At 61.4% G+C, this 26,116-nt stretch carries 28 protein-coding genes; 16 read left to right on the top strand and 12 right to left on the bottom strand.

Going from position 1 to position 26,116, the window contains the following annotated elements:
- Nucleotides 1-135: 135 nt before the first annotated feature.
- Nucleotides 136-768: a DUF1120 domain-containing protein gene (locus tag B0W55_RS18530; protein WP_077047379.1), complete on the bottom strand. Its 633-nt coding sequence runs from the start codon at nt 766-768 to the stop codon at nt 136-138.
- A 172-nt stretch (nt 769-940) separates the two neighbouring features.
- Nucleotides 941-1,573, bottom strand: coding sequence for a response regulator (locus tag B0W55_RS18525; protein WP_077047378.1), 633 nt, complete (start codon nt 1,571-1,573; stop codon nt 941-943).
- Between the two features lie 375 nt (nt 1,574-1,948).
- Between B0W55_RS18525 and B0W55_RS18520 the strand changes: the two genes are divergently transcribed.
- The 9 genes from B0W55_RS18520 to B0W55_RS18480 all read left to right on the top strand — a co-directional run bounded on the left by B0W55_RS18520 (nt 1,949) and on the right by B0W55_RS18480 (nt 10,607).
- Entirely contained in the window at nt 1,949-2,569 is a 621-nt protein-coding gene (locus B0W55_RS18520; protein WP_077047387.1) for a DUF1120 domain-containing protein, read from the top strand.
- 42 nt (nt 2,570-2,611) lie between these two features.
- The gene (locus B0W55_RS18515; protein WP_077047377.1) at nt 2,612-3,232 is read left to right on the top strand and encodes a DUF1120 domain-containing protein; all 621 of its coding nucleotides are present in this window, start codon (nt 2,612-2,614) and stop codon (nt 3,230-3,232) included.
- 80 nt (nt 3,233-3,312) lie between these two features.
- Nucleotides 3,313-3,942 carry a DUF1120 domain-containing protein gene (locus B0W55_RS18510; RefSeq protein ID WP_077047376.1) on the top strand — a complete coding sequence of 210 codons (630 nt, stop codon included), beginning with the start codon at nt 3,313-3,315 and terminating at the stop codon, nt 3,940-3,942.
- Nucleotides 3,943-3,980: 38 nt separating this feature from the next.
- Nucleotides 3,981-4,682 (top strand): fimbria/pilus chaperone family protein, encoded by a 702-nt coding sequence (locus tag B0W55_RS18505; protein ID WP_077047375.1) that lies wholly within the window; start codon nt 3,981-3,983, stop codon nt 4,680-4,682.
- 132 nt (nt 4,683-4,814) lie between these two features.
- The gene (locus tag B0W55_RS18500; protein WP_077047374.1) at nt 4,815-7,283 is read left to right on the top strand and encodes a fimbria/pilus outer membrane usher protein; all 2,469 of its coding nucleotides are present in this window, start codon (nt 4,815-4,817) and stop codon (nt 7,281-7,283) included.
- 11 nt (nt 7,284-7,294) lie between these two features.
- Entirely contained in the window at nt 7,295-8,428 is a 1,134-nt protein-coding gene (locus tag B0W55_RS18495; RefSeq protein WP_077047373.1) for a DUF1120 domain-containing protein, read from the top strand.
- Between the two features lie 78 nt (nt 8,429-8,506).
- Nucleotides 8,507-9,127, top strand: coding sequence for a DUF1120 domain-containing protein (locus B0W55_RS18490; protein WP_077047372.1), 621 nt, complete (start codon nt 8,507-8,509; stop codon nt 9,125-9,127).
- Nucleotides 9,128-9,262: 135 nt separating this feature from the next.
- Nucleotides 9,263-9,883: a DUF1120 domain-containing protein gene (locus B0W55_RS18485; protein ID WP_077047371.1), complete on the top strand. Its 621-nt coding sequence runs from the start codon at nt 9,263-9,265 to the stop codon at nt 9,881-9,883.
- A gap of 73 nt (nt 9,884-9,956) precedes the next feature.
- The gene (locus B0W55_RS18480) at nt 9,957-10,607 is read left to right on the top strand and encodes a DUF1120 domain-containing protein (protein ID WP_077047370.1); all 651 of its coding nucleotides are present in this window, start codon (nt 9,957-9,959) and stop codon (nt 10,605-10,607) included.
- 1 nt (nt 10,608) lies between these two features.
- Here the strand turns inward: B0W55_RS18480 and B0W55_RS18475 are convergent, their stop codons facing one another.
- Entirely contained in the window at nt 10,609-11,901 is a 1,293-nt protein-coding gene (locus tag B0W55_RS18475; RefSeq protein ID WP_077047369.1) for a CynX/NimT family MFS transporter, read from the bottom strand.
- On the bottom strand, nt 11,891-12,550 hold the full coding sequence (locus B0W55_RS18470; RefSeq protein WP_077047368.1) for a FadR/GntR family transcriptional regulator: 660 nt from the start codon (nt 12,548-12,550) through the stop codon (nt 11,891-11,893). The genes B0W55_RS18475 and B0W55_RS18470 overlap by 11 nt, the downstream gene beginning before the upstream one ends.
- 159 nt (nt 12,551-12,709) lie before the next feature.
- Here B0W55_RS18470 and B0W55_RS18465 point away from each other — a divergent pair, with 159 nt between their 5' ends.
- Both B0W55_RS18465 and B0W55_RS18460 read left to right on the top strand, forming a co-directional pair.
- Nucleotides 12,710-13,021 (top strand): type II toxin-antitoxin system MqsR family toxin, encoded by a 312-nt coding sequence (locus B0W55_RS18465; protein ID WP_077047367.1) that lies wholly within the window; start codon nt 12,710-12,712, stop codon nt 13,019-13,021.
- Nucleotides 13,018-13,500, top strand: a complete 483-nt coding sequence (locus B0W55_RS18460) for a type II toxin-antitoxin system MqsA family antitoxin (RefSeq protein WP_077047366.1) — start codon at nt 13,018-13,020, stop codon at nt 13,498-13,500. Before B0W55_RS18465 ends, B0W55_RS18460 begins: the two co-directional genes overlap by 4 nt.
- A 165-nt stretch (nt 13,501-13,665) precedes the next feature.
- On the opposite strand, the gene B0W55_RS18455 is transcribed toward B0W55_RS18460, so the two are convergent.
- The 4 genes from B0W55_RS18455 to B0W55_RS18440 form a co-directional block, all read right to left on the bottom strand.
- Entirely contained in the window at nt 13,666-14,430 is a 765-nt protein-coding gene (locus B0W55_RS18455; protein WP_003178331.1) for an amino acid ABC transporter ATP-binding protein, read from the bottom strand.
- A gap of 27 nt (nt 14,431-14,457) precedes the next feature.
- Nucleotides 14,458-15,555: an amino acid ABC transporter permease gene (locus B0W55_RS18450; RefSeq protein ID WP_077047365.1), complete on the bottom strand. Its 1,098-nt coding sequence runs from the start codon at nt 15,553-15,555 to the stop codon at nt 14,458-14,460.
- 10 nt (nt 15,556-15,565) lie between these two features.
- The gene (locus B0W55_RS18445) at nt 15,566-16,747 is read right to left on the bottom strand and encodes an amino acid ABC transporter permease (RefSeq protein WP_077047364.1); all 1,182 of its coding nucleotides are present in this window, start codon (nt 16,745-16,747) and stop codon (nt 15,566-15,568) included.
- A 65-nt stretch (nt 16,748-16,812) separates the two neighbouring features.
- Nucleotides 16,813-17,844 carry an amino acid ABC transporter substrate-binding protein gene (locus tag B0W55_RS18440; protein ID WP_077047363.1) on the bottom strand — a complete coding sequence of 344 codons (1,032 nt, stop codon included), beginning with the start codon at nt 17,842-17,844 and terminating at the stop codon, nt 16,813-16,815.
- 468 nt (nt 17,845-18,312) lie between these two features.
- Here B0W55_RS18440 and B0W55_RS18435 point away from each other — a divergent pair, with 468 nt between their 5' ends.
- The 5 genes from B0W55_RS18435 to B0W55_RS18415 all read left to right on the top strand — a co-directional run bounded on the left by B0W55_RS18435 (nt 18,313) and on the right by B0W55_RS18415 (nt 23,648).
- Nucleotides 18,313-18,969: an alpha/beta hydrolase gene (locus B0W55_RS18435; protein WP_077047362.1), complete on the top strand. Its 657-nt coding sequence runs from the start codon at nt 18,313-18,315 to the stop codon at nt 18,967-18,969.
- Between the two features lie 107 nt (nt 18,970-19,076).
- On the top strand, nt 19,077-20,564 hold the full coding sequence (rhlB, locus tag B0W55_RS18430) for an ATP-dependent RNA helicase RhlB (RefSeq protein ID WP_077047361.1): 1,488 nt from the start codon (nt 19,077-19,079) through the stop codon (nt 20,562-20,564).
- A 128-nt stretch (nt 20,565-20,692) separates the two neighbouring features.
- Nucleotides 20,693-21,640: an ornithine cyclodeaminase family protein gene (locus tag B0W55_RS18425; RefSeq protein ID WP_077047360.1), complete on the top strand. Its 948-nt coding sequence runs from the start codon at nt 20,693-20,695 to the stop codon at nt 21,638-21,640.
- A 147-nt stretch (nt 21,641-21,787) separates the two neighbouring features.
- Entirely contained in the window at nt 21,788-22,915 is a 1,128-nt protein-coding gene (locus B0W55_RS18420; RefSeq protein ID WP_077047359.1) for an FAD-binding oxidoreductase, read from the top strand.
- Between the two features lie 91 nt (nt 22,916-23,006).
- A complete protein-coding gene (locus B0W55_RS18415) occupies nt 23,007-23,648 on the top strand; it encodes a transcriptional regulator (RefSeq protein ID WP_077047358.1) in 642 nt (213 codons plus the stop codon).
- Between the two features lie 117 nt (nt 23,649-23,765).
- Here B0W55_RS18415 and B0W55_RS18410 read toward each other — a convergent pair whose 3' ends face one another.
- The 4 genes from B0W55_RS18410 to moaC all read right to left on the bottom strand — a co-directional run bounded on the left by B0W55_RS18410 (nt 23,766) and on the right by moaC (nt 26,002).
- Complete coding sequence (locus B0W55_RS18410; RefSeq protein ID WP_077047357.1) at nt 23,766-24,542, bottom strand: ABC transporter substrate-binding protein; 777 nt, start codon at nt 24,540-24,542, stop codon at nt 23,766-23,768.
- A 291-nt stretch (nt 24,543-24,833) separates the two neighbouring features.
- Nucleotides 24,834-25,286, bottom strand: coding sequence for a molybdopterin synthase catalytic subunit MoaE (gene moaE, locus B0W55_RS18405; RefSeq protein WP_077047356.1), 453 nt, complete (start codon nt 25,284-25,286; stop codon nt 24,834-24,836).
- 3 nt (nt 25,287-25,289) lie between these two features.
- On the bottom strand, nt 25,290-25,532 hold the full coding sequence (gene moaD / locus B0W55_RS18400) for a molybdopterin converting factor subunit 1 (protein WP_077047355.1): 243 nt from the start codon (nt 25,530-25,532) through the stop codon (nt 25,290-25,292).
- Nucleotides 25,529-26,002 carry a cyclic pyranopterin monophosphate synthase MoaC gene (gene moaC / locus B0W55_RS18395; protein ID WP_077047354.1) on the bottom strand — a complete coding sequence of 158 codons (474 nt, stop codon included), beginning with the start codon at nt 26,000-26,002 and terminating at the stop codon, nt 25,529-25,531. The genes moaD and moaC overlap by 4 nt, the downstream gene beginning before the upstream one ends.
- Between the last annotated feature and the right edge of the window lie 114 nt (nt 26,003-26,116).

Here is a 26,116-nt window from a genome sequence, read left to right as displayed (position 1 = left end):
CTGTAAAAATGATGGCACCGCTGTAGGAGCGAGCTTGCTCGCGATGGTCGCCAACGATGGCGCTGGGTGCCTGATGCCCCGCGGCGTCCTCCAGTCCATCGCGAGCGAGCTCGCTCCTACAGGTGTGTTGCAGGCTCAGAGGTAGACGATGTCCAGGGTCGCGCTGCCATCGATTGGCATTTCTTCGGACAGCTCCTTCGGCTTGTAGATCGTCGATGACACCTGAAGATCGGCCACAAAGGTCTGCATCGAAACCGGCGCGTAGTCCGGGCTGCCTGGACCGGTGACAGACCTCATCCAGCCGGGCTGCCAGACTGTGTTCGAAGACGCAGGGAACCAGGTATGGCCGTTGACCGACTCCACCATGGGCAGCACCGCACCGTCAGCCAGTGCATTGTTCATTTTCAACATGTACCAGCCGATCTTGTGGTCGTTCTCACCCAGGCCCAGGCCGAAATATGATCGGCTGGGGTTGATCCCACCGACAGTGTTTTCTCGGTTGTCCTTGATATTGATTGCGAAGAAAGTAGCGGCATCACAGTTGACGCTTACTTGCAAAGTCACGGGCGGCATCGGTGTAGCATTAGGGCCCAGATCCTTGACTGAAATCTTCCCGTAATCAACGACGCCATTATTGGACAACAGCGGCATGCACGCCGCAGGCGTAATAGAACCCGTAACGCTCAGGTCCACACTGGAAGCGGCATTGACATTCGATACACCGGCAAAAAAGAGGGCCGCAGCGATATAGCTTGAAGTCTTGGTCATTTTTTAAGTTCCATTTGACACTTGGTTTAAGTTGCCGACCTCCTTTTCGGTCCCGCAATACTAAGGCTGCGAAAAACACCAAGAAATACAACTAATACGAATATGCCCTGCCGCGGCTGTTATCTGAAAAGTTGGAAAAACCCACAGTGCGCATCAAACCGGCCACACGCACCTAGTGCACCATCCCACTCTCCCGAGCATACGCAAACAGGTCCACATCCGTGGATATCCCCAACCGCTGCATGGCCATGATTTTCTGTTTGCTGATGGTCGATACGCTGCGTTTGAAATGGTCGGCAATCTCGCTGACGGTCATGCCGCTGGCGAGCATTCTCACCACCTCATGCTCCTTGGCCGACAGCGATGGAATGCCCGACCGAGCCTCGGCATCCGCCAACGCCAACGATGCACGCAAGGACTCGCTGACAAAGCGTCGCCCTTCACGCACGGCCTTGACGGCCATGGGTAATTCCTTGGCCGAGCCGTCCTTGGCGATGATCGCCATTACCCCCTGGGCCAGGGCCGCCCTGAGCGTCATGACGTTGGCGAGCATCGTCACCAGGATGATCGAGGTCTGTGGATAAAGTCGTCGCACCCTGTCGAGCATCTTCAAGCCATCGGCCTGCACGTTGCCGGGCATGCAGAAATCGGTGATCAGCAGATCGCACGGTGTCGTTGATAGAAGGCTCAGCAGGCTGTCGGGCCCCTCGGCTTCGCCCACGATTTCACAGGTGCCGCTCAGGTCGATGAGCATCCGCATACCGATACGAACGACGGGATGGTCGTCAGCAATGATTACCTGCATTGTCGGATTAATCCTGTTGGATGACTGGAATGGGCGAAAAATAGCGCCATCTACTTGCCATCACAACGACCAATCCGGCCCCCAAAAATGCCTCGACCAATGTATTCGGGGGTCTGCTCTTTGTCCTATAGAACAACAAGAAGCGCCCTACATTTCATATATCAAATGGACCACATAAAGGGACTACAGACGTCGCCTTCAACCAATACAAACTGTAGTTAAACGGGCACTTTCCCACATACGGTCACTCGTTTTCGTATTAGTTGCATTCCCCCCTGTTACCTCGATCGATAGATTGCGCCCTGCTCGCAAAGGGCGAGTTCCAATCCACTTCGTTCAAGGAAAAGCGAATACATGAACAAAGAACGACCCATCATGGAAAGATGCGCTCTCGCTCTCTCAACCACTGTTCTGCTGGCCTGTACATCCGCAGCGATGGCCGCCAGCAGCACCGACCTGAGCGTCACCGGCACCATCACGCCGAGTTCCTGCACACCGTCGCTGTCGGACGGCGGTATCGTCGATCACGGCAAGCTGACCTCCAAGGATCTCGATCAGACCTTGCCCACCCGCCTGCCCACCGGCGAACTGCAACTGCAGGTCGACTGTGAAGGCCCGACTCATTTCACCCTGACCACCCTCGACAACCGTGCCGGCACCTCAGCCGTCAACCCCAATTACCACGGCCTGGGCACGGTCAACGACGATCAGAAGCTGGGCAGCGTGGGGTTCGGGATCTTCGAGCCGCAAGCCGATGGCAACACCGTGGTGACCATCATGTCGCGCGATAACGGCTCCAGTTGGGGGCCTTCGTCGTACCTGGGCCACGCCGGCTGGACCGCGTTTGCCGCCCCGGCCGATCCGCGCACGCCCATCGCCTTGCAGCACCTGAGCGCCCGCCTGCGCGCGTTCACCATCATTGCCCCGGCCAGCGATCTGACCCTGCTCGACGAACTGCCCATCGACGGGCACGCCACGGTGCAGATCACCTACTGACACGCCTGGCTTTTCAACGAATTCAAACTAAGGAGCGACACCATGAACAAGACCCTCAATACCCTCTTCGGCGCGATGCTGTTGGCGGGCAGTGCCAGCGCTTTTGCGGCTTCCAGTGTTGATCTGACCGTCAAGGGGACGATCACGCCGAGCGCCTGTGAGCCGACCCTGTCCAGTGGCGGACTGGTGGATTACGGGAAGATTTCGGCGAAGGATTTGAATGCTGACCGGCCGACGAGTCTTCCTAGACAAATTGTGCAATTGACGCTCATCTGCGACGGGCCGACTACCGTGGCCCTGGAAGCAAAAGACAACCGCGCCGGCTCAGCCTATCGAGACGAGGTGCATTACGGCCTGGGGCTGATCAATACCGATGAAAAGCTCGGCGAGATGGAATTGAAGTTGATGTCTCCGGTGGCGGATGGCGTAGCGGTCGAGACCATCGGTTCAATAGACAGCGCTGCTACGTGGCATCGCGAGAGCAGCCTGTGGCGCGACAACATCGTTGCCGTCGCCGTACCCGGCACCCTCACACCCATCATGTTCGAACAACTTAGTGTGGACCTTCGGATCGAACCGTCGATCGCCCCCACCAACCAACTCACCCTCACCAACGAAGTAGCCATCGACGGCTCCGCGACCATCTCCGTCGTCTACTTCTGATTTCACCCATAAACCGAAGAGCGGCAGCCCCCCCTGACCGCTCTCACCCACACCGTGCTGAAAAGGACTCCAGGCCCGATATGAAACACGCCCCCTCACATCTGCTCGCGATCCTCTGCCTGCTGAGCGTCAGCCCCAAAGCGCTGGCCGCTTCCGAGGTCGAGTTGAACGTCGTCGGCCAGATCACCCCCAACGCCTGCGACGTGTTGCTCTCGGACGACGGCATCGTCGACCACGGCAAGGTGCCGGCGCGCACGCTCAACCAATACGAGCTCAGCCCGCTGCCGGAACGGCAACTGGAGCTGCACGTGAGCTGCAACGAGCCCCTGCTGTTCGTGCTCGTGGGCATGGACAACCGGGCGGACTCGTCACTGGGGCCGGGGTTTTATTACGGTCTGGGATGGAACGTCCATGCCCCCGACGAGCGCCTGGGCGCCGTCAGTGTGGGCCTGCGCAACGCAGTGGCTGACGGCGTGCCCGCGCAGGTGCTGGCGTCGAGCAACCAGGGAGAGAGCTGGTTCCCGGAAAACATTGCCTACCCGAACAACTACATGGGCTTCGCCAACCCCGGCACCCTGGTGCCCGAACCCCACCGTCTGCTGACGGCCACGCTGCACATCAACACCTCGATCAACGCCGCAAGCTTCCTGACCCTGAACCAGGAAGTGCCGTTGGACGGCGCCCTCGTCCTTGACCTGAGATACCTCTAGCCATGCTGACATTTCCTACTTTCATACAGGCGTTAACCATGAACCTTTCCCGATGCGCCCGCTCGCTGGGTGCCGGCCTGGCCTTGCTGCTCAGCGGCCACGTGCTGGCCGACGGCATGGTCCCGGACACCTCGGTGGTGATCGTCAACGAAGCCGACGGCGAAGCCTCGGTATCGGTCACCAACACCGACGCGACCCTGGCCCTGCTGCACGTCACCCTCGAAGACATTGCCGAAGACAAGGAACCGCTGGTGTTCGTCACCCCGCCCCTGGCCCGGGTCGAAGCCGGCAAGAGCCAACTGGTGCGGTTCATCCTGCAGACCTCCGAGCCACTGAAGACCCAACGCCTGAAACGGGTGATTTTCGAAGGCATGCCCCAGGACCGCAAACCGGCAGAAGCCGGGCATGCACGGGTCGGTGTGACGGTGCGGCAGAACCTGCCGGTGATCCTGCATCCCAAAGGCCTGGCGCCCAACCGCACCCCCTGGACCGGCCTGGCGTGGAGCCTGAAAAACGACCAACTCAGCGTGCACAACCCATCGCCCTACGTGGTGCGCCTGGCCCAGGAACTGACGCTGCTGCCGGGTAACGGCTCGGCCTTGCTGCCGCGCACCTACGTGCTGCCGGGAGAAACCCTGAACGTGTCGGCCAATGGCGCCACGGCAACAAGCGTGCGTCTGCAGCCGGCCACGGTCTACGGCTTTGCGGTGCCGCATTACGAGGCGCCGGTCGAATCCTGAAACCACCCACGACCGCGCGACGAAGGATCGCCAAGCGCCGAAATTCCGGGCAACGACAGTTGAGCCGTTGCCTCAGGCGTGCATGAACCGACACGACCAGGTCTGCACGCCGGCACAACCCAAGTGAACCCAATGAACACAGTATCTTTTTACCGTGATGGCGAAGCCATGCCCGCTGTTCGGCCTGTCGCCCTCTTTAGCCGGTTGCAGCGGCGGACCCTCCTGGCCTTGCTGCTGATCAACGCGATGCTGGTGCTCGACGCCCACGGTGATGATTTGTTGCTGGCGTCATTCGACACCAACACCCTGCGCCAGCGCGGCATCGACCCGGACCTGGCCACCTACTTGTTGCAGGCGCCACGCTTCACGGCGGGCCGGCACCCGGTGACGCTGACCGTCAATGGCCAGCGCCGGGGACGCGTGGATGTCGCCATCGATCGCCAGGGCGCGTTGTGTTTCGACCGCGCCCTGCTCGATGCGGCCAACCTGATCGTGCCCGAACGCACCCTCGACGATGGCCGTTGCTACGACTTTCTCGGCAGCTCGCCGCAAACCGCCATCGAACAGGACCCGGCCAACCTGGGCCTGGCGCTGATCGTCCCCACGGGCGCGATTCGACCGGCCGTGCGCGATGTGTCCGGCTATCAAACCGGCGGCGTCGCGGCGCTGCTCAACTACGACGTGACCGGCCAGCACAGCCGCTTCGGCGATGGCTCGAGCCGCTTCGCCTCGGCCAACACCGAGCTGGGTTTCAATGCCGGCGACTGGATCGTGCGCAGCCGTCAGGTGCAGACCTGGCAGGACGACGTATCGCGCACCACGCACATCGCCGCCTACGCCCAACGCACCTTTGCCCAACACGAAGCGGTGCTGCAGGCCGGTCAGATCAACCTCTACAACCCGGTACTGGCGGGCGCGCAGATCACCGGCGTGCAAGTGCTCAATGAGCAGGCCTTGCAGGTCGAAGGGCAAGGCGCCGTCATCGAGGGCATCGCCAACAGCCAGGCGCAGGTTGAAGTCCGGCAGAACGGTTCGCTGATCTATTCCACCGTGGTGCCAGCAGGCCCCTTCGCCTTGAACAATGTGCGTCGGCTCAACACACGCTCCGACGTCGAAGTCACCATCAAGGAAGAGGACGGCAGCCAGCGCAGTTTTACCGTACCGGCAGCAATGCTGGGCATCGGTTTGCCGGCACCGGGTTTCTCCGTGGCGGCGGGTACCGTGCGCCGGGTGGGTGATGAGCAAGGTGACGAACCCTGGGTGATCAGCGGCGGCTGGAGCGGTGCATTGAATCCGCAAGTGCTGATCAGCGGCGGTGTGACCGGCGCCGCCGACTACCGTGCGGCCGGTGCCAGTGTCGGCCTGCTACCCGCCCCCGAAACCCAGGTGCAAGCCACGCTGACCGGTGCTGATGCCAGTGGCCAGCAAGCCGGCCAGGGGCTGCAGGCCGACCTGACCGTATCGCATCGGTTCAACGAACGCTGGGCGCTCAACGCCGGCAGTTCCTACCGAACCCTCGGTTACCGGGAACTGGAAGACGCGGTATTCGACAACACCACTGACGACCGCAGATCCCGCTACCGCGACCAGCAAAGCGCCGCGCTGTCCTGGTCGCACCCGCAGCTCGGCGCCTTCAGCGGCGGCTTCAGCCAGTCCAATGCCTTCGATGGCAAAAACAGCAGCCGCGCCCTGGCGTCCTGGGGCACCAACATCGGTCGCGTGTCGGTATCGACGACGGCGGAGTGGCAACTGAGCGGTTCCAACCGCACCGGCGACAGTGTCTACGTGAACCTGAGCATTCCCCTGGGTGAAAACCGCAGGGCGCGTACCTGGGTGCGCAGCACCGGTGGCGAGTACCGCAGCGGTGTGGGCCTGAGCGAACAGATCAACGATCAACTGGCCTACCGCGTCGGCGTCGAACACGACACCCGGGATAAAGAAGTGCAGTCCAGCGCCGGCGTTTCGCTGCTGCCGCGCTACACCCAACTGGATCTGAACTACACCCGCGCCGATGCCGATCGCTCCAGTTATCAGGCCAGTGCCCGGGGCGGCGCGGTGCTGCATGGCGGTGGCCTGACGCTGTCGCCGTATCCGATCAGCGACACCTTCGGCCTGCTGTCGGTGGGCGAGATGGGCGCGATCAAGGTGTCCACGCCCAGCGGTCCGGTGTGGACTGACTGGCAAGGCCAGGCAGTGATCCCGCAATTGTCCGCCTACGGCAAGAGCCCGGTGGAAGTCGACACCAAGACCCTGCCGCGCAATGCCGACATCAGCAACGGCCTGGCGGTGATTTCCGCCGGGCGCGGCGCCGTGGACAAAGTCGAGTTCGGCATCACCCTGACCCGCCGCGCCCTGCTCAAGGCCACCACTGCCAGCGGTGTACCGTTGCCCCGAGGGGCTGTGGTCAATACCGAAGACGGCGAGTTCGTGACCCTGGTGCAGGAAGGCGGCCTGGTGTTCCTGCCCAACGTGCTCGACACCCGTGCGCTGTTCATCAAGGCACCGGGACTGGACCGTTGCGAACTGCGATTCGAGCTGCCGGCGGATGCCGACGTCGACGCCTACTACGAAACCGCCCCCGCCAAGTGCCGAACCCTTTGAGGATGACTTCCATGAACCTGTCCCGACGTTTACTGGCCGCCCTCGTACCCTTGGCATTTACGCCGCTGGCCTGGGCATCGGCTGACGACTGTCAGTTGAACCTGAGCCAGCCCGTGCTCGACTTCGGGCTGATGAACCGGGCGATCCGCACCGATTCCGCGGCGGAGCGCAACCTGGGCGAACGTCGGATGAGCCTCAACCTGAATTGCTCGACGCCCACCGACATGAGCCTGTTCTACCGAGCCATCGCGGCCACGGCGGAGCGCTTCCATTTCGCCGAGCGTGGCACCTACCAGATGCGCATTCGCGACGCGGTGCTCGATGGGCAATCGGTGGAGCTCGGGCTGATCGCCGCCGTGGGCCAGCCGCCCGGGCAAACCGCATCGCAGCTGATGTGGCGACCGGACCACGGCGTGGTTGCGGTGCAGGCCGGCGTGCCGTTGCAAGGTCGGACGTTCTCCGCCCAGTTGGAGCTGACGGCGTGGGTCCAGGAACAAGGGATGCAAATGCGCGACGCAGTGACCTGGGAGGCTAACGGGGTATTCGACGCCGTCGCGGCGGGCCGCAACAAAGAGGTGACCTTGCGTGCCCGCTTCGCCCCGGCGGCCTGCGTACCGGCGCTGTCCAACGGTGGCGTGGTGGATTTCGGCACCCTGACGATCAATGACCTGAGCGCCGACAAGATCACACCCCTGCCACCGCGCTCGCTGAACCTGCGAGTAGCCTGCGATGCGCCGACGGCGTTCGCCTTGATCATGCACGACAACCGCGCCGGCTCGGCGACCGACGACAGCGACAGCCAATACGGCCTCGGCACGGACGGTCGCAATAACCGGATCGGCTTCTTCTCGCTGAACCTCGACCCGGCGAGCGCCAGCGCCGACAACTTTGCCCGCCTCTATCGAACCGACTCTGCCGGTGCCAACGCCGCCTGGAGCAGCGCCAGCGCCAACCCGATCGCCCTCGCCAAAACCCGTTACCTGAGCTTCACCGACAGCGCCGGCAGCAGCGCGGGCCCGGCCATGATCCAGAACTTCAACACCGGCGTAACCGTGGACGCGGTCATCGCGCCGCTGAACAGCCTGGACCTGAGCAACGCCATCGACCTCGATGGCGCGGGGACGATCGAGATCATTTACCTGTAACCACCGACCCGACCTGCCACACCCGGAGCGAACTGCACCGGGCCACGCAGGACAACCCAACCTTGGAAGAGAGAGAAAATGAAAAAGTACCTTGCAGCACTGTCCGCCACCGCACTGATCGGCATGACGCCTCACGCGCTGGCAGCATCGAGCACCGACCTGAGTGTCACGGGCACCATCACGCCCGTGGCCTGCACGCCGAGCCTGTCCAACGGCGGCAAGATCGACCTCGGAAAAATCTCCGTGAAGGAACTCCAACCCACCGCAGATACGATCATCAGCAGGGCGCCCATGCAGTTGACCATTGCCTGCGATGGCGAAACCCGCCTTGCCCTCAAGACCACCGACAACAGACCCAACACAGCCCTGTATGACGTTTACCTGGGGCTCGGCAAAACCCCCGCAGACGAAAAACTTGGCTTCATCAACATCGAGATCAAACAGACCCTGGCGGATTCGCAGGTGGCACAGTCCATTTCCTCGGCAGACGAGGGCGCGACCTGGAAGAGAAGCAACAATATCTACAAAGGCACGATCACATCGGTGGGCACCACCGCCGACCACCAGACCCCGATTCTTGTACGGGACGTCGTGATGGATTTGTCGGTGATGACCACCATCGCGCGGACCGACAGCCTGACCCTGGACAACGAAGTCGCCATCGACGGCTCTGCAACGATCGACGTGATCTACATCTAAAACCCCTCCCCTGTAGGAGCGAGCTCGCTCGCGAAAAACGTTTAGACGCCGCAGTAAACCAGACAGCCAGCGTCTTCGTTGACGCCCATCGCGAGCAAGCCCGCGCCTACCGTTGAGATCTGAGAGAAGCCAATAATGAAACACTATTTCGCCGCACTTTCCGCTATTGCCCTGATCAGCTTTGCACCCTTTGCCCTGGCCGCCTCGAGCACCGACCTGAGTGTCACCGGCGCCATCACGCCATCGGCGTGCACCCCGAGCATGACCAATGGCGGGCTCATCGATCACGGGAAAATATCCAAGAAAGACTTGAACACCACCACCTTCACGCCGATCGGAACCCACACCCTGCAACTGATGATCAGCTGTGAGGCGCCGTCCACTTTCGCGCTGCGCTCGATCGACAACCGGCCCAATACCTCGACCAACCGCGATTGGTACGGATTCGGAAAAACCGAGGCCGGAGAGAATCTGGGTTTTGTCATCCCGATGATGAAAAGCGCGATGGCTGACGGGCAACCGGCCCAGTCGATCATTTCCTGGGACGACGGGAAAACCTGGGGGCGCCACCATCACCTCAGACCCAACATTCTGATTGCGGTCGCATCGCCCTCGGACCACTCCACCCCGATGCGTGCCAAAGACGCGTCGTTCGAAGTGGACATCACCAGCCACATCGCCCGTACCGACAGCCTCACGCTGAACGACGAGGTCAGCCTCGACGGCTCCGTGACGTTTGAGATGACCTACTTCTAATGCCGTCGCCGCCCGCACCGCTGTCGGTGCGGGCGGCTCACGGCAGGCCAGCCAACGAAAAGGACCTTCACCCATGAACACTCATTTCGCCGTGCTCGTGACCACCGTGTTGATCACTGCCACAACCAATGCCCTGGCGGCCTCGACGGTCGACCTGACCGTCAAAGGCAGAATCACGCCCATCGCCTGCACACCGGCCCTGTCCAACAACGGCCTGGTGGATTACGGCAAGATTTCCCGTCAGGACCTCAGCGCCGACAAGCGCACGCAACTGCGCGACAAGACGCTCGACTTGACCATTGCGTGCAACGGCCCGGCGCGTTTCGCCCTGGTGATGCACGACAACCGCGACGGCTCGGCCATCGTCAACAGCGAGATCTACTACGGCCTCAATCGCGACAGCAGCGGCAACAACATCGGCCTGTACTCGCTGAACTTCGATCCGGCACAAACGGTGGTGGATGACCTGTCGCAGGTCTACCGCACCGACTCCACCACCAGCGGCGTGGCCTGGAGTTCGTCCAACAGCCGGCCGATTCCGATTGGCGCCCGAAGCTACCTGGGGTTCACCGACGTCGCGGGCAGCACCGCCGGGCCGATGTTCATCCAGAACCTGTCGAGCCGGGTCACCGTCGAAACCGTCATCGCCCCCACGTCCGAGCTGGACTTGAGCGCCGATGTCCAGCTCGACGGTTCGGCAACGCTGGACATGGTTTACTTCTGATTCAGACTTTTTCGCTGACCACCTGGACGTACAACGAACGCCCGGCACCGAGGCCGGCAATGATGGCGCCGAGGCCGATCACCGCGAAGATCCAGCCCACGGCGTTCCAGCCGCCGGTCCAGTCGTGGACGATGCCGACCGCGAACGGGCCCATGGACGCCAGGGTGTAGCCAAAGCCTTGGGCCATGCTCGACAGGTTGGCCGCGACGTGGGAGTCCCGCGAGCGCAGCACGATCAGGGTCAGCGCCAGGCTGAACGTGGCGCCCTGCCCCAGGCCCAGCAGAATCGCCCAGCCCCACAGGCCTTCGATCGGCGCGTAGAGGCAACCGAACAGACCGCCCAGGGTCATCACCATGACGATCACGATCGCCGGGCGCTGATCCTTGCCACGGGTGGCCAGCCAGGGGGCAGCCAGTGAGCTGATCAATTGCACGATCACCGAGCCGGAGAGCACCAGGCCGGCCTGGGTCGGCGTCAGGCCGCGGCCGATCAGGATCGATGGCAACCAGCCGAACACGATGTAGGCCAGGGACGATTGCAGGCCCATGTACAGCGTCACCTGCCACGCCAATGGGTCACGCAACAGACCGCGCACGCGGTAGGCCACGTGATGGGCGCCGTGTTTCTGGCCGACTTGCGGCAACCAGAACAGCGCGGCGGCCAATGCCGGGATCACCCAGAAACCCAGGCCCATTGCCCAGCTCTTGTCGAAATGCTCGCTCAAGGGCACGGTGGCGCCCGCCGCCATGGCCGCGCCCAGGCACAGGGCCATGGTGTAGACGCCGGTCATGGTCCCGGCCTGTTTCGGGAAGTCACGCTTGACGATGCCCGGCAGCAACACACCGATCACACCGATGCTGGCACCGGCCAGCACGCTGCCGGCAAACAGGCCGATCTCGCCGAACGAACTGCGCAGGATGATCCCGCCGGCCAGGGTCAAAAGGATGCCCAACACCACTCGCTCAGCGCCGAAACGTCGCGCCAGCACCGGCGCCAGGGGCGCAAACAGGCCGAGGCAGAGCACCGGCAAGGTCGTCAGCAAACCGGCCAGAGCTGCCGACAACCCAAGGGATTTCGACACCTCGCTGAGCATCGGCGCCATGCTCGACAGCGCCGGGCGCAGGTTCAGCGCCACCAGGATCAAGCCCAACAGCAGCAGCAACGGCCGGCGCAACACCGGTTGGCTTTGCTGCACGTGCGCGTCGTCCGCTTCGGCGTCGATCAGCAGTTCAGCCGAGCGATTGGGCGGTGGGGTGTGCTGGCTGGACATGGCGTTCTCGGGTTCAAGGTTCATTGATCAACTGCCTCGACAGGGCTTTGGCCCGCTCAGGGTCCCGTTGTTCGACGGCATCGAGCAGTTCGATGTGCAGGTCGAACACCTCCTGACGCCGGGGGGTGATGTTCAGGCAGTGGCGCAATTGCTCACCCACCACGCTGGAAAAATAGCGATACAACTCGCTCAGGGTCGGGTTGTGCGCGGCGTCCACCAGGCGGCGGTGGAACACCAGATCGCAGGCGATATAGGTATCGAGATCGCCGTGATAGTGGCTGCCACTGACGCCGAGCGCCTCGCGCAAGGCCACCAGGTCTTCCTCGGTTCGGCGCAAGGCCGCCAGGCCGATGGCTTCGACTTCAAGGATGTGCCGGGTCTCCCGGGCCTGCTCCAGGGAACACCGCGACAGCACCTTCAGGGTATCCAGCGGATCGACCACCGCCCGCAAGTAACTGCCGTCGCCCTGACGAATCTCGATCAGCCCGGAAAACGCCAGCACCCGCATTGCTTCACGCACGGTGTTGCGGCTGATGCCCAATTCGGCGGACAGCTCTGGCTCGGTGGGCAAGCGCTGCCCCACCACCCAAACACCCTGATTGATGCGCTGGCGCAACTGGTCCAGGGCCTGATCGACCAGGGATCGTTTCACTAATGGAGAAATGTCTGACATGTAATCCGCCTTTTCATCCAATCATAGGATGAATTTCCGACATGTTAGTCAGCTTCGTGTAGGACGACAACCGCCTAGGGTCAGTGGGCAGGCAAAGGAGCGGAATTTTCGATTGGTCTAAATTACCCTTTAAGGGTAATTTCAGGGACAGGGTTTCTTATGGAAAAGAGCACACCCCATTACGACTTGGCGATGATCAAGGAGGATGTCAGGCGGCTTGGAGACAAAGCATTCACCAGTAGTGCCAAAGAAGGTGGAAGGGTTTTAGGCCTCAGCCTCCAAGAGATGCGGGCGGTGGTTTTCGAACTTCAGGCGAAGATGCTCTACAAGTCGATGACCACCTACAACGACCACCGCGTTTGGCAAGACGTGTATCACATCAATACGTTCGGTCTGGAGATTTACATCAAGGTGACGTACCGCCCACAAGGCGGTTCACCCGTAATCTCTTTCAAGGAGAAATCTCAATGAAAACCCAGCAATGTTTCAGCTGTGGCGCCAGAGAAGGAATGCGGCATTTCGAGGGCCGTAGCGAAACCATGAGCGTCAATGGCATGGAACGACGCGTGGATGATTTGTCTGGCTGGGAATGCCAGATGTGCGGGGAAGTCGAGTTGGACGACTGTTGTTCGCAACGACATTCGCAAGCGGGTGACGAACTGGTCATGACCGCAAGACGGATGATCGGCGACGAACTCAAGCGCATCCGCCGCAAACTGCATCTGTCACAGAAAGAAGCCGTGCTCCTGTTGTCCGGCGGTGGACACAATGCGTTCTCCCGCTACGAGCGCGGCGAAGTACTCGCGCCAAAGACGCTGGTACTGCTGATGCGACTGCTGGACCGCTATCCGCATCTGCTCACCGATGTGAAAGCACTGGGCGAAGGCGCGGACTTGAGAGGTTTCACACATGTCGAACACAAAGAGCACGAAATAATCGAGGTGTCCTGACCTCGTTAACACGCTGTAGGAGCTGCCGCAGGCTGCGATCTTTTGACCTTGTTTTTCATGATCAAAAGATCGCAGCCTGCGGCAACTCCTACAGAGACCGGCACAATCCGCGGGCAAAAATAAACCCGGATCCGAGTCCGGGTTTATTTCATTTGCAGGCGTCGATCAATGCAGGATCTGGCTCAGAAACAACTTGGTGCGGTCGTTCTGCGGGTTGTCGAAGAAGTCGTTCGGCGCGGCCTGTTCGACGATTTCACCCTTGTCCATGAAGATCACGCGGTTGGCCACGGTGCGGGCAAAACCCATTTCGTGGGTCACGCAGAGCATGGTCATGCCGTCTTCGGCCAGGCCGATCATGGTGTCCAGTACCTCTTTGACCATCTCAGGGTCGAGTGCCGACGTCGGTTCGTCGAACAGCATGATTTTCGGTTTCATGCACAGCGCACGGGCGATCGCCACACGCTGCTGCTGACCGCCGGACAGTTGCCCCGGGTACTTGTGCGCCTGCTCCGGAATGCGTACGCGCTCCAGGTAGTGCATGGCGATTTCCTCGGCCTTGCGCTTGGGCATCTTGCGCACCCACATCGGCGCCAGGGTGCAGTTCTGCAGGATGGTCAGGTGCGGGAACAGGTTGAAGTGCTGGAACACCATGCCGACTTCACGGCGGATCGCTTCGATCTGCTTGAGGTCGTTGGTCAGTTCCACGCCATCGACCACGATGCGGCCCTGCTGGTGTTCTTCCAGGCGGTTGAGGCAACGGATGGTGGTGGACTTGCCCGAACCCGACGGCCCGCACAACACGATTCGCTCGCCCTGCTTGACGTTGAGGTTGATGTCTTTCAACACGTGGAACTGGCCGTACCACTTGTTGACGCCCTGCATCTGAATAATGCCTTCAGGGCTCACAGGCTGTTTGATTGCTTCGCTCATCAGAAAACTTCCTAAATAAGTAGCGACTTAGCGCTTGTGGCCTGTGTCGAGCTTGCGTTCCAGATGCATGGAATAGCGCGACATACCAAAACAGAAAATCCAGAACACCAGGGCGGCGAACACGTAGCCTTCGGTGGCCATGCCCAGCCATTTCGGGTCGGCGGCGGCTTGCTTGACGCTGTTGAGCAGGTCGAACAGGCCGATGATGATCACCAGGCTCGTGTCCTTGAACAGGGCGATGAAGGTGTTGACGATGCCCGGGATCACCAGCTTCAGGGCTTGCGGCAGAATCACCAGGCCCATGCTGCGCCAGTAACCCAGGCCCATCGCCGCGGCCGCTTCATATTGCCCTTTGGGGATCGCTTGCAGACCGCCGCGTACCACTTCGGCCACGTAGGCCGACTGGAACAGGATCACGCCGATCAGCGCCCGCAGCAGTTTGTCGAAGTTCATGCCTTCGGGCAGGAACAGCGGCAGCATCACCGAGGACATGAACAGCACCGTGATCAACGGCACGCCGCGCCAGAATTCGATGAAGGTCACGCAGACCACCCGAATCGCCGGCATGTTCGAACGACGGCCCAGGGCCAGGACGATCCCCAGCGGCAACGCACCGGCGATACCGACCGTGGCGATCACCAGGGTCAGCATCAGGCCGCCCCACTGGCTGGTCGCTACCTGGGTCAGGCCGAACACGCCACCGTGCAGCAGGCACCAGGCAATGATCGGGTACAGCACCAGGAAGCTCAGGCCGTAAATCGCTTTACGCGGGAAGCGCGAGATGAACAGCGGTGCCACGCCGATGACCGCCAGCCACACGGTCAGGTCCACGCGCCAGCGCAGTTCCGGCGGGTAGTAGCCGTACATGAACTGGCCGAAACGCTGCTGAATGAACACCCAGCAGGCGCCTTCCTTGGTGCAGTCGGCGCGGGTGGTGCCGACCCAGTTGGCGTCGAGGATCGCCCAATGCAGGATCGGCGGCACCACCAGGTAAATCAGGTAGAACGCAAACAGGGTCAGCAGGGTGTTGAGCCAGCTGGAGAACATGTTCGCGCGCATCCACGCCACCACGCCGATGCTGCTGCTCGGTGGGGGCATGTCGGGTTTGAAAGTATGAGTACTCATGCGCTTTTCCTTACCGCTCGATCAGCGCAATGCGCTTGTTGTACCAGTTCATCAGCAGGGAAATGCTGATACTGATCGCCAGGTACACGCTCATGGTGATGGCAATCACCTCGATCGCCTGTCCGGTCTGGTTCAGCACCGTACCGGCGAACAACGACACCATTTCCGGGTAACCGATACCGGCCGCCAGCGAGGAGTTCTTCGCCAGGTTCAGGTACTGGCTGGTCAGCGGTGGAATGATCACGCGCAGGGCTTGCGGGATGATCACCTTGCGCAGCGTCGGACCGTTGCGCAGGCCAAGCGAGTGAGCCGCTTCGGTCTGGCCATGGCTGACCGACTTGATGCCCGAACGCACGATCTCGGCGATGAACGCTGCGGTGTACACGGTCAGGGCCAGGGTCAGCGCCAGCAGTTCCGGGATCAGTACCCAGCCACCCACGAAGTTGAAGCCTTGCAGCTTGGGCATTTCCCAGTGCACCGGTGCACCGAAGATCAGCGCGCACAATGCCGGGATCACCAGGAACAGTGCCAGGCCGGTCCAGAACTTGTGGAAGGGCACACCGGTCGCTTCGAAGCGCTTGTTGGCCCAGCGGCACATCAGCACGATGGCAACGATGGCCACCACGACGCTGACCACGAACGGCCAGAAACCATCGGCGATCAGCGCGGCCGGCATGTTCAGGCCGCGGCTGCTGACGAAGAAGGTGTCGCCGAAGTTGTGGCTGTTGCGCGGCCCCGGCATGGTCAGGAACACCGCGAAGTACCAGAACAGGATCTGCAGCAGCGGTGGAATGTTACGGAAGACTTCCACGTATACGGTGGCCAGCTTGGCGATGATCCAGTTCTTCGACAGTCGGGCCACACCGACGATGAAGCCCAGGAGGGTCGCCAGGATGACACCGATGAAGGTCACCAGCAGGGTGTTGAGCAGGCCGATGACGAACACCCGGGCATAACTGTCCGCTTCGGTGTAGTCGATCAGGTGTTGAGCGATGCCGAACCCGGCACTGCGCTCCAGAAAGTCGAAGCCCGAGGTAATGCCCCGGTGCTGAAGGTTGGTCTGCGTGTTGTCGAACAGGTACCAGCCCATCGAGACCACCGCGACAATGGTGATGATCTGGAAGAGCCACGCACGCACTTTTGGGTCGCTGAGGCTGAGCCTCTGCTTTGGTGCGCCGATAGAATTTTGCATGAAGTGCCCCGCAAGGAATGGAACAGAACATCACCCGGCAGTTGGCCTGCCGGGTGATAGAACCATCAGCGCACTGGTGGTGCGTATTGAATGCCGCCAGCGTTCCACAAGGCGTTCAGCCCGCGGTCGATTTCCAGCGGAGTGCTCTTGCCGAGGTTTTTCTCGAACACTTCGCCGTAGTTGCCCACTTGCTTGACGATCTGTACGACCCAGTCTTTCTTCACTTTCAGGTCTTTGCCGTATTCACCGTCGGTACCCAGCAGACGAGCGACGTCCGGGTTCTTGGTACCTTTGGCTTCTGCTTCGACGTTTTTGGAGGTGATGCCAGCCTCTTCAGCGTTGAGCATGGCGTAGCCAACCCAGCGCACGATGGCCAGCCACTCGTCGTCGCCGTTACGCACGACCGGGCCCAGAGGCTCCTTGGAAATGGTTTCCGGCAGAACCACGTAGTCCTTCGGCGAAGCCAGCTTGCTGCGCTGGGCGAACAGCTGGGACTTGTCGGAGGTCAACACGTCGCAACGACCGGATTCCAGCGACTTGGCGCTTTCATCGGAGGTGTCGAAAGTGATCGGGGTGTATTTCAGACCGTTGCCGCGGAAGTAGTCGGAAACGTTCAGTTCGGTGGTGGTACCGGCCTGGATGCAGATGGTCGCGCCATCGAGCTCTTTGGCGCTCTTCACGCCCAGCTTGTTGTTTACCAGGAAGCCGATGCCGTCGTAGTAAGTGATGAAGCCCGGGAATTTCAGACCCATGCCGGCGTCACGCGAGCTGGTCATGGTGGTGTTGCGCGACAGGATGTCGATTTCGCCCGATTGCAGCGCGGTGAAGCGCTCTTTGGCGTTCAACTGACTGAACTTGACCTTGGTCGCGTCGCCGAATACGGCAGCGGCCACGGCGCGGCAGTAGTCAGCATCGATACCGACGATCTTGCCGGTGGAGTCCGGAACCGAGAAGCCTGGCAGACCATCGCTGACGCCACACTGCACGAAACCTTTCTTCTGCACTGCATCCAGGGTTGCACCCGCCTGAGCGAACCCGCTGATACCGAGTACTGCGGCTGCAGTCACGATAGCCAGGGTGGATTTCAACATCTTCATTCAAACCTCCAGTTTTGCTCTTGTTGTGTCGGAGCGTGAGTCCTGTCGCACCCTTTTGAGGCGTTGCTGACCCGTGTTGGCTTGTTTTGGGGTCAACCGACGTAGGACCTTTGCCATGAGTCTAGTAGGAGAAAATCCACAGAATGGACAACTCACTTCTCACCAATCGGCCGAACGGGCTGTAGCCCTTTCACGTTCGCGAAGCCCGTATAGGCCGCTGGCGAACATCCATCACCGGATTCTTTGCTATCCCACTGCCAACAATGGCCTGATAGTGTTACCGACAGACGTGGGAAATTTCTTACGCGCTTCCGTATAGCAAAGCCCGTACCACACAGCCTGCTTAAGCGGTAAAGCGACAGGTCAATAGCAAAACTTGTAACCTTGCGACATCTTCGTAACTGATCAACCAGACGCGCCCTTACCCCTCGCACGCAAAGAGAGCGCACGCACACATTTGGAGCAGCCATGACCGAGCCCCTGATTCTCGAACCCGTCAAGCCCGCAGACGCCTGCGTCATCTGGCTGCACGGCCTGGGTGCCGACCGCTACGACTTCCTGCCGGTCGCTGAAGCCCTGCAGGAAACCTTGCTGACCACCCGCTTCGTTTTGCCCCAGGCACCGACCTGTGCGGTGACCATAAACGGCGGCTACGAGATGCCGAGCTGGTACGACATATTGGCCATGAGCCCGGCACGGGCGATCAACCGTGATCAACTGGAAGAGTCGTCGCGCCGGATCATCAACCTGATCGACGCGCAGCGAACCATTGGAATAGACGCCTCGCGGATTTTCCTGGCGGGCTTTTCCCAGGGTGGAGCAGTGGTTCTGCACACCGCCTTCCTGAATTGGCAGGGACCGTTGGGTGGCGTGATCGCCCTCTCCACCTATGCCCCGACCTTCAGCGATGAGCTCGAACTGTCCGCCAGCCAGCAACGCATCCCGGTGCTGTCGTTGCACGGCCAGTACGACGACGTGGTGCAAAACGCCATGGGGCGCACCGCTTATGAGTACCTCAAGCAGCATGGTGTCACCGTGACATGGCAGGAGTACCCAATGGGCCACGAAGTGTTACCCGAGGAAATTCGCGACATCGGCGTCTGGCTCGCCGAACGTTTGCGTTAAAAATCGTGTTCGTTTTTGTTTAAAAACGCCCTTTGATCCATCCCACTACGCCGCGCCCGATTCTTGCATTACACTGGCCGGCGTACATTCCTTAACCAATTGATGAGATGACCGTGCTCAGAGCACTCAAGAAAATGTTCGGTAAAAGCGAGACTGAGCAACTCGCGCCAGTCCCCAGCGCTCCGTCTCACACGCCCGGCCACCGCACCGACGCTAATCAGCCTGGCCGGACCGCCCCCGTAGCGGCACCGAAACACGAGCCCAAGAGCGCCCCGGCCGCCGAGCCTGTTGCGCAACCCGCCGCCGAGCAACCGCGCAGCGAAACCCCGAAACCCGTTAAACCCCGCCGTGAACCGAAGCCCAAGGCCCCGGTCATTCCCTGGAAACTCGAAGACTTCGTCGTCGAACCCCAGGAAGGCAAAACCCGCTTCCACGATTTCAAACTCGCCCCGGAACTGATGCACGCCATCCAGGACCTGGGCTTCCCGTATTGCACGCCGATCCAGGCTCAGGTGCTGGGTTTCACCCTCGCCGGCAAGGACGCCATCGGCCGCGCCCAGACCGGTACCGGCAAGACCGCGGCGTTCCTGATTTCGATCATCACCCAACTGCTGCAGACCCCGCCGCCCAAAGAGCGTTACATGGGTGAGCCGCGGGCGCTGATCATCGCGCCGACCCGCGAGCTGGTGGTACAGATCGCCAAGGACGCCGCCGACCTGACCAAGTACACCGGCCTCAACGTCATGACGTTCGTCGGCGGCATGGACTTCGACAAGCAGCTCAAGCACCTCGAGGCCCGTCACTGCGACATCCTCGTGGCCACCCCTGGCCGTCTGCTGGACTTCAACCAGCGTGGCGACGTGCACCTGGACATGGTCGAAGTGATGGTGCTGGACGAAGCCGACCGCATGCTCGACATGGGCTTCATCCCGCAAGTGCGGCAGATCATTCGCCAGACCCCGCCGAAGGCCGAGCGTCAGACCCTGCTGTTTTCCGCGACCTTCACCGAAGACGTGATGAACCTGGCCAAACAGTGGACAACCGACCCTGCCATCGTCGAGATCGAAGTCACCAACGTGGCCAGCGAAAACGTCGAGCAGCACATCTATGCCGTGGCCGGCGCCGATAAATACAAACTGCTCTACAACCTGGTCAACGACAACGGTTGGGAGCGGGTGATCGTGTTCGCCAACCGCAAGGACGAAGTGCGGCGCATCGAAGAACGCCTGGTGCGCGACGGCATCAACGCTGCGCAACTGTCCGGCGACGTGCCGCAGCACAAGCGCATCAAGACCCTGGAAGGCTTCCGCGAAGGCAAGATCCGCGTGCTGGTGGCCACCGATGTGGCCGGTCGCGGTATCCATATCGACGGCATCAGCCACGTGATCAACTTCACCCTGCCGGAAGTGCCGGACGATTACGTGCACCGTATCGGTCGCACCGGTCGCGCGGGCGCTGACGGCGTGTCCATCAGCTTTGCCGGTGAAGACGACTCCTACCAGCTACCGTCCATCGAGGCGCTGCTGGGCAAGAAAATCAGCTGTGAAACACCACCGACGCATCTGCTGCGGGCGGTTGAGCGCAAGCGCCCATAACGGGCGACCTGCAGAAAGGGGCGCAGCCGGAAACGGACTGCGCTTTTTTTTCGTCTGGCGGTTGATCGAGACAACTAAAAGTCCATAATGGACAAATTAGTTTACTTTTTCACTTTCCGGAGCCGAACATGTCCAGCAGCCCGTACGTGATCAACCAATCCCAGGCCCGTGAATGGCTGGCTCAGGTCGACGTGCCACAGATTCTGCGCAAACTGTTCCGCGACCTGGCCGCCGGGCAAGCGGTGCAACCGGCGCAGCAGTTGGTAGAGTTTCCACAAGGGGCCGGCGACTTCATCAACTACCTGGGGGTGCTGGCCGAAGATGGCGTGTACGGGGTCAAGACGTCGCCTTACATCGTGCGCGAGCAAGGACCGCTGGTGACGGCCTGGACCCTGCTGATGTCGATGCAGACCGGTCAGCCGCTGCTGCTGTGCGATGCCGGCGAGCTCACCACCGCGCGCACCGCTGCGACCACCGCCGTGGCAGTCGATGCCCTGGCGCCCCTGAAGGCATCACGCCTGGCGATCATCGGCAGCGGCAAGGTGGCTCAGGCCCATGTGCATTACGTCAAGGATTTGCGCGACTGGCAGAGCATCAGTCTGTATTCGCCGAGCCTGAACCAGGGCAGCCCTGAGGAACGGGCGCAAATCCGCAGCCTCGACCCGCGCCTGACGATTGCCGACAGCCGCGAGGCCGCCATCGCGGATGCCGACGTGATCATGCTGTGCACCTCGTCCGCAGGCCCCGTGATCGATCCCGCTGCGTTGAGCAAACCGGCACTGATCACCTCCATCAGCACCAATGCCCCGCGCGCCCACGAAGTGCCGCCGCAAAGCCTCAACGGCATGCAGGTGTACTGCGATTATCGTCAGACGACCCCGGGTTCGGCCGGTGAAATGCTGATTGCCGGCCAACAGCATGGCTGGGACAGGGGCGCCATCGTCGGCGACCTGCCCGACCTGCTCAGCGGCAAGGTGCCGCGCCCCGACTACGACCGCCACGTGTTCTTCCGCTCCATCGGCCTGGGCCTGGAAGACATTGCGTTGGCCAATGCCATCTACCAACTGCAGCACTGACACCTCAACCCACTGTGGGAGCGGGCTTGCTCGCGAATGGGTTCTGACATTCACCAATCATGTCGACTGATACGCCGCTTTCGCGAGCAAGCCCGCTCCCACAGGGTTATCGAAAAATTGGGTACTGTGTCCCATCAGGAGACCATCATGAGCCAGGCAGACTTCATCATCATCGGCGGCGGAATTGCCGGCGCTTCCACCGGTTTCTGGCTGTCGCAGCATGGGCGCGTGGTCGTGCTGGAGCGCGAATCCCACCCGGCCTATCACTCCACCGGGCGCTCGGCGGCCCTGTTCACCGCGGCCTACGGCACCCCGCAGGTGCGCGCACTGACCTTGGCCAGCCGCGACTTTTTCGACGCTCCGCCCAGCGGTTTCTGCGAACACCCGCTGCTGACCCCGCGCGGTGAGATGACCGTGGACTTCACCGGCGACCCCGCCGAACTGAACAACCAATACCTGAGCGCCAAAGCCACGGTGCCGCAGATGCAACTGCTCAGCGCCGAAGAAGCCTGCGTGCGCCTGCCGATCCTGCGCCGGGAAAAAGTCCATGGCGCGATCTACGACCCGACCGCCAGCGACATCGACACCGACGCCTTGCACCAGGGCTATCTGCGCGGCATCCGCCGCAACCAAGGTGAAGTGCGCACCGACACTGAAGTCCAGGGGCTGACCCGCGATGCCCAGGGTCTGTGGCAGGTTGAAACGTCCACCGGCACCTTCAGCGCCCCCATCATCATCAACGCCGCCGGCGCCTGGGCCGACAAGATCGGCGAACTGGCCGGCGCCCGCCCGCTGGGCCTGCAACCCAAGCGTCGCGCAGCGTTCATCTTCGCCGGCCCCGAGGGCGTGGACATCCACCACTGGCCGATGCTGGTCAGCCTCGACGAATCCTTCTACATGAAACCCGACGCCGGGATGTTCCTCGGCTCGCCCGCCAATGCCGACCCGGTGGAACCCCACGATGTGCAGCCTGAAGAGCTGGACATCGCCATGGGCATCTACCAGATCGAAGAAGCCACCACCCTGACCATCCGCCGTCCGACCCGCACCTGGGCCGGCCTGCGCAGCTTCGTCGGCGACGGCGATCTGCTGTCCGGGTTCGACCCCAAGGTGCCGGGGCTGTTCTGGGTCGCGGCACAGGGCGGCTACGGCATCCAGACCTCGCCAGCCATGGGCCAGGCCAGTGCCGCCCTGGTGCGCGGCGAAGCCCTGCCGGAGCAACTCACCCGCTTCGGCCTGAGCGCCGGCATGCTCTCCCCTGCCCGCCTGGGCTGAGCTGACCCCGCGTGACGTGCCGACACGATTGCGGCACACTTTCAGGGCCCCGTTTTTACGGGGCCTTGTCGCACCCCGGAGTTCCCCTGTTATGAATGCACCCGCAAAAGACCCGGCCCTGGACCACCTGTCCCTGGATAACTTCCGGGCGATCGCCGACGCCATTGCCACCCTGTTCTTCCCCCACGCCGAGGTGGTGCTGCATGACTTGCGCACGCAGAAGGTCGACTACATCGCCAACAACCTGTCAAAACGGGTAATTGGCGATGATTCGGCGCTCGAAGACATGCTCAGCGACGATGTCAGCGAACGAAACATCGGGCCGTACGAAAAGCTCAACTGGGATGGTCAGAACATTCGTAGCGTCAGCACCGTTCTGCGCGACAGCGAAGGTCATCCACTGGGCGTGCTGTGCATCAATCTGAATATTTCACTGTTCGAGAATGCCAAGGCCGCACTGGACCTGTTCCTGTCGCCGAGCAAACTGATCCCGCAACCGGACTCACTGTTTCGCGATGACTGGCAGGAGCGCATCAACACCTTCCTCCACGCCTGGCTGCGTGAGCGGCAGCTGAGCCTGAACCTGCTGACCCGCGACCACAAACGCGAACTGGTGCTGGCGCTGCACGCCGAGGGAGCGTTCAAGGGCAAGAGCGCGTCGAACTATGTGGCCAATGTGCTGAACATGGGGCGGGCGACGGTGTACAAGCATTTGAAGGAGTTGAAGGGCTGATCCTTTAAATGTGTATTGGCTGATCTGGCCTCTTCGCGAGCAAGCCCGCTCCCACATTTGGATCTCCCTGCAACGCAGATCCAGTGTGGGAGCGGGCTTGCTCGCGAAGACGGACTATCAGTCGCCGTAGATATCGGACTTGAAATACTTGTCGGAAATCTTCTGGTACTCACCATTGGCTCGAATGCCATCGATGGCCGTGTTCAACTGGCTGACCAGCTCGGTGTTGCCTTTGCGCACCGCAATCCCGGCGCCCTCGCCCACGTACTTCGGATCCTTGAGCTCAGGCCCGACAAAGGCATAGCCCTTGCCCCGCGGCATCGACAGGAAGTCGTTGAGCGGGATGGTGTCGGCGAAAATCGCATCCAGGCGACCGGCCGCCAGGTCCATGTAGATCTCTTCGTTGTTGCCGTAGCGCTTGACGTTGATGCCCAGCGGCTCGAACACCTCGGTGGCGTAACGGTCGGTGGTGGTCGCGCGCTGCACGCCGACGGTCTTGCCCTTGAGGCTGGCGTAGTGGTCATCCACCACCGCGCCTTCCTTCATCACCAGGCGCGATGAGGTGAAGTAGTACTTGTGGGTGAAATCCACCGACTTCTTGCGGTCGTCGTTGATGGTCATGGACGACAGCGCCATGTCGATTTTCTTCACCTTCAAGGAAGGAATCAGGCCGTCGAACTCGCCCTCGACCCACACACACTTGACCTTCATCTCGGCACACAGGGCGTTGCCGATGTCGTAGTCGAAACCGACGATCTCGCCCTTGTCGGTCTTGGAAGCAAACGGCGGATAAGCGGCCTCGATACCGATGCGCAGGGTTTTCTCGGCGGCATACAGGCTGCTGCACGCCAACAGGCTCAGGGCCAGACCGGTGATGAGGGGGAACTTCTTCATATTCGTTCTCTCGCGGGTTGTTGTTGGTTTGGCAAGACAGAAAGAAAAGCAGAAACAGGGAAAGCCTTTTTTGTACTTATAATTCCATACTGGACTTTTATGTATAAAGCGTCAATCGGGCGCAGGCCGTTCGTGCCGGCCGATGGTCGGGCGGTGATTGAGGACGATATGAGGTGGAGCGGATGGCCTCTTCGCGAGCAAGCCCGCTCCCACAGGGTGTTATGTGGACGACACAACACTCTGTAGGAGCGGGCTTGCTCGAGAAGAGGCCCTTGGATGCGCCGCAGAAACCTACTGCTTCCAGCGATCCGCCGCCGCATGGTCGCTGTCACGGCCCTCGACCCAGCGCGGGCCGTCGCTGGTGTTTTCTTTCTTCCAGAACGGTGCGCGGGTTTTCAGGTAGTCCATGACGAAGGCGCAGGCGTCGAAAGCGGCCTGGCGGTGAGCGCTGGCGGCGCCGACGAAAACGATCGGCTCGCCCGGCTCAAGGGCGCCGATGCGATGCAACACTTCCAGCTTGAGCAACGGCCAGCGCTGCTCGGCCTCGGCGGCGATTTTGCCGAGGGCCTTTTCGGTCATGCCCGGGTAGTGCTCGAGGAACATTCCCGCCACGTCGAGCCCGTCGTTGAAGTCGCGCACGTAGCCGACGAAGCTCACTACCGCACCGACGCCGACGTTGGCGTCGTGCATGGCGTTGACTTCAGCCCCCGGATCGAACGCTGTGGACTGCACGCGGATCGCCATGGCTCAGCCTCCGGTCACGGTCGGAAAGAACGCCACTTCATCGCCATCGCTCACCGGCTCGTCAAGCTGGCACAGGTCTTCATTGCGCGCGCACATCAGGTTCTGCTCGCTCAACACGTGCGCCCCTTCCCGTTGCGCCAGCAGCGCCCGCACGTCGTCAACGGTGTCGAACTGGCCTTCGATCTTCACCGAGTCCACACCCATCGCCTCGCGATAACGGGCAAAAAACTTCACGGTAATGTTCATGCCTGATCCGCCTGGAAATGCCCGCTCTTGCCGCCGACTTTTTCCAGCAGCTTCACGTTTTCGATGGTCATGCCGCGATCCACGGCCTTGCACATGTCGTAGATCGTCAGGGCCGCGACGCTGGCGGCGGTCAGCGCTTCCATCTCGACGCCGGTCTGCCCCGACAGCTTGCAACGCGCGACGATGCGCACGCTGTCGTCGCCTTCGGCACTGAGCTCGACCTTGACGCCGGTGAGCATCAGCGGGTGGCACAGCGGGATCAGATCACTGGTTTTCTTGGCTGCCTGGATGCCGGCGATGCGCGCCACGGCGAACACATCACCCTTGGGGTGACCGCCGCTGACGATCATCTGCAGGGTTTCGGGCAGCATGCGCACCAGCGCTTGGGCCGTCGCCTCACGGAACGTCACGGCTTTTTCGGTGACGTCGACCATGTTGGCGCGACCTTGGGAATCGAGATGAGTCAGCACGGGATTACTCCTGATCAGGAGCGTCGATTGTAAACCCGAGGGTCAGATTTCCGCACGCAAGATTATGGCCACGCCATGATCCTTGTGGGAGCGGGCTTGCTCGCGAAAGCGGTG

Source organism: Pseudomonas sp. KK4, from assembly GCF_001984065.1.
Taxonomy (GTDB): Bacteria; Pseudomonadota; Gammaproteobacteria; order Pseudomonadales; family Pseudomonadaceae; genus Aquipseudomonas.
This window is presented reverse-complemented; position numbering and strand designations above follow the sequence as displayed.

Bases quoted from the DNA above. Each gene is read 5' to 3' on its own strand.
- B0W55_RS18470 (WP_077047368.1), bottom strand. From the start codon at position 12,550: ATGTCAGACATTTCTCCATTAGTGAAACGATCCCTGGTCGATCAGGCC.
- B0W55_RS18520 (WP_077047387.1), top strand. From the start codon at position 1,949: ATGGAAAGATGCGCTCTCGCTCTCTCAACCACTGTTCTGCTGGCCTGT.
- B0W55_RS18515 (WP_077047377.1), top strand. From the start codon at position 2,612: ATGAACAAGACCCTCAATACCCTCTTCGGCGCGATGCTGTTGGCGGGC.
- B0W55_RS18525 (WP_077047378.1), bottom strand. From the start codon at position 1,573: ATGCAGGTAATCATTGCTGACGACCATCCCGTCGTTCGTATCGGTATG.
- B0W55_RS18420 (WP_077047359.1), top strand. From the start codon at position 21,788: ATGAGCCAGGCAGACTTCATCATCATCGGCGGCGGAATTGCCGGCGCT.
- B0W55_RS18450 (WP_077047365.1), bottom strand. From the start codon at position 15,555: ATGAGTACTCATACTTTCAAACCCGACATGCCCCCACCGAGCAGCAGC.
- B0W55_RS18440 (WP_077047363.1), bottom strand. From the start codon at position 17,844: ATGAAGATGTTGAAATCCACCCTGGCTATCGTGACTGCAGCCGCAGTA.
- moaE (WP_077047356.1), bottom strand. From the start codon at position 25,286: ATGGCGATCCGCGTGCAGTCCACAGCGTTCGATCCGGGGGCTGAAGTC.
- B0W55_RS18415 (WP_077047358.1), top strand. From the start codon at position 23,007: ATGAATGCACCCGCAAAAGACCCGGCCCTGGACCACCTGTCCCTGGAT.
- B0W55_RS18475 (WP_077047369.1), bottom strand. From the start codon at position 11,901: ATGAACCTTGAACCCGAGAACGCCATGTCCAGCCAGCACACCCCACCG.
- moaD (WP_077047355.1), bottom strand. From the start codon at position 25,532: ATGAACATTACCGTGAAGTTTTTTGCCCGTTATCGCGAGGCGATGGGT.
- B0W55_RS18465 (WP_077047367.1), top strand. From the start codon at position 12,710: ATGGAAAAGAGCACACCCCATTACGACTTGGCGATGATCAAGGAGGAT.
- B0W55_RS18455 (WP_003178331.1), bottom strand. From the start codon at position 14,430: ATGAGCGAAGCAATCAAACAGCCTGTGAGCCCTGAAGGCATTATTCAG.
- B0W55_RS18460 (WP_077047366.1), top strand. From the start codon at position 13,018: ATGAAAACCCAGCAATGTTTCAGCTGTGGCGCCAGAGAAGGAATGCGG.
- B0W55_RS18495 (WP_077047373.1), top strand. From the start codon at position 7,295: ATGAACCTGTCCCGACGTTTACTGGCCGCCCTCGTACCCTTGGCATTT.
- B0W55_RS18500 (WP_077047374.1), top strand. From the start codon at position 4,815: ATGAACACAGTATCTTTTTACCGTGATGGCGAAGCCATGCCCGCTGTT.
- B0W55_RS18490 (WP_077047372.1), top strand. From the start codon at position 8,507: ATGAAAAAGTACCTTGCAGCACTGTCCGCCACCGCACTGATCGGCATG.
- B0W55_RS18510 (WP_077047376.1), top strand. From the start codon at position 3,313: ATGAAACACGCCCCCTCACATCTGCTCGCGATCCTCTGCCTGCTGAGC.
- B0W55_RS18425 (WP_077047360.1), top strand. From the start codon at position 20,693: ATGTCCAGCAGCCCGTACGTGATCAACCAATCCCAGGCCCGTGAATGG.
- B0W55_RS18505 (WP_077047375.1), top strand. From the start codon at position 3,981: ATGAACCTTTCCCGATGCGCCCGCTCGCTGGGTGCCGGCCTGGCCTTG.
- B0W55_RS18480 (WP_077047370.1), top strand. From the start codon at position 9,957: ATGAACACTCATTTCGCCGTGCTCGTGACCACCGTGTTGATCACTGCC.
- B0W55_RS18485 (WP_077047371.1), top strand. From the start codon at position 9,263: ATGAAACACTATTTCGCCGCACTTTCCGCTATTGCCCTGATCAGCTTT.
- B0W55_RS18410 (WP_077047357.1), bottom strand. From the start codon at position 24,542: ATGAAGAAGTTCCCCCTCATCACCGGTCTGGCCCTGAGCCTGTTGGCG.
- B0W55_RS18445 (WP_077047364.1), bottom strand. From the start codon at position 16,747: ATGCAAAATTCTATCGGCGCACCAAAGCAGAGGCTCAGCCTCAGCGAC.
- rhlB (WP_077047361.1), top strand. From the start codon at position 19,077: ATGACCGTGCTCAGAGCACTCAAGAAAATGTTCGGTAAAAGCGAGACT.
- B0W55_RS18435 (WP_077047362.1), top strand. From the start codon at position 18,313: ATGACCGAGCCCCTGATTCTCGAACCCGTCAAGCCCGCAGACGCCTGC.
- B0W55_RS18530 (WP_077047379.1), bottom strand. From the start codon at position 768: ATGACCAAGACTTCAAGCTATATCGCTGCGGCCCTCTTTTTTGCCGGT.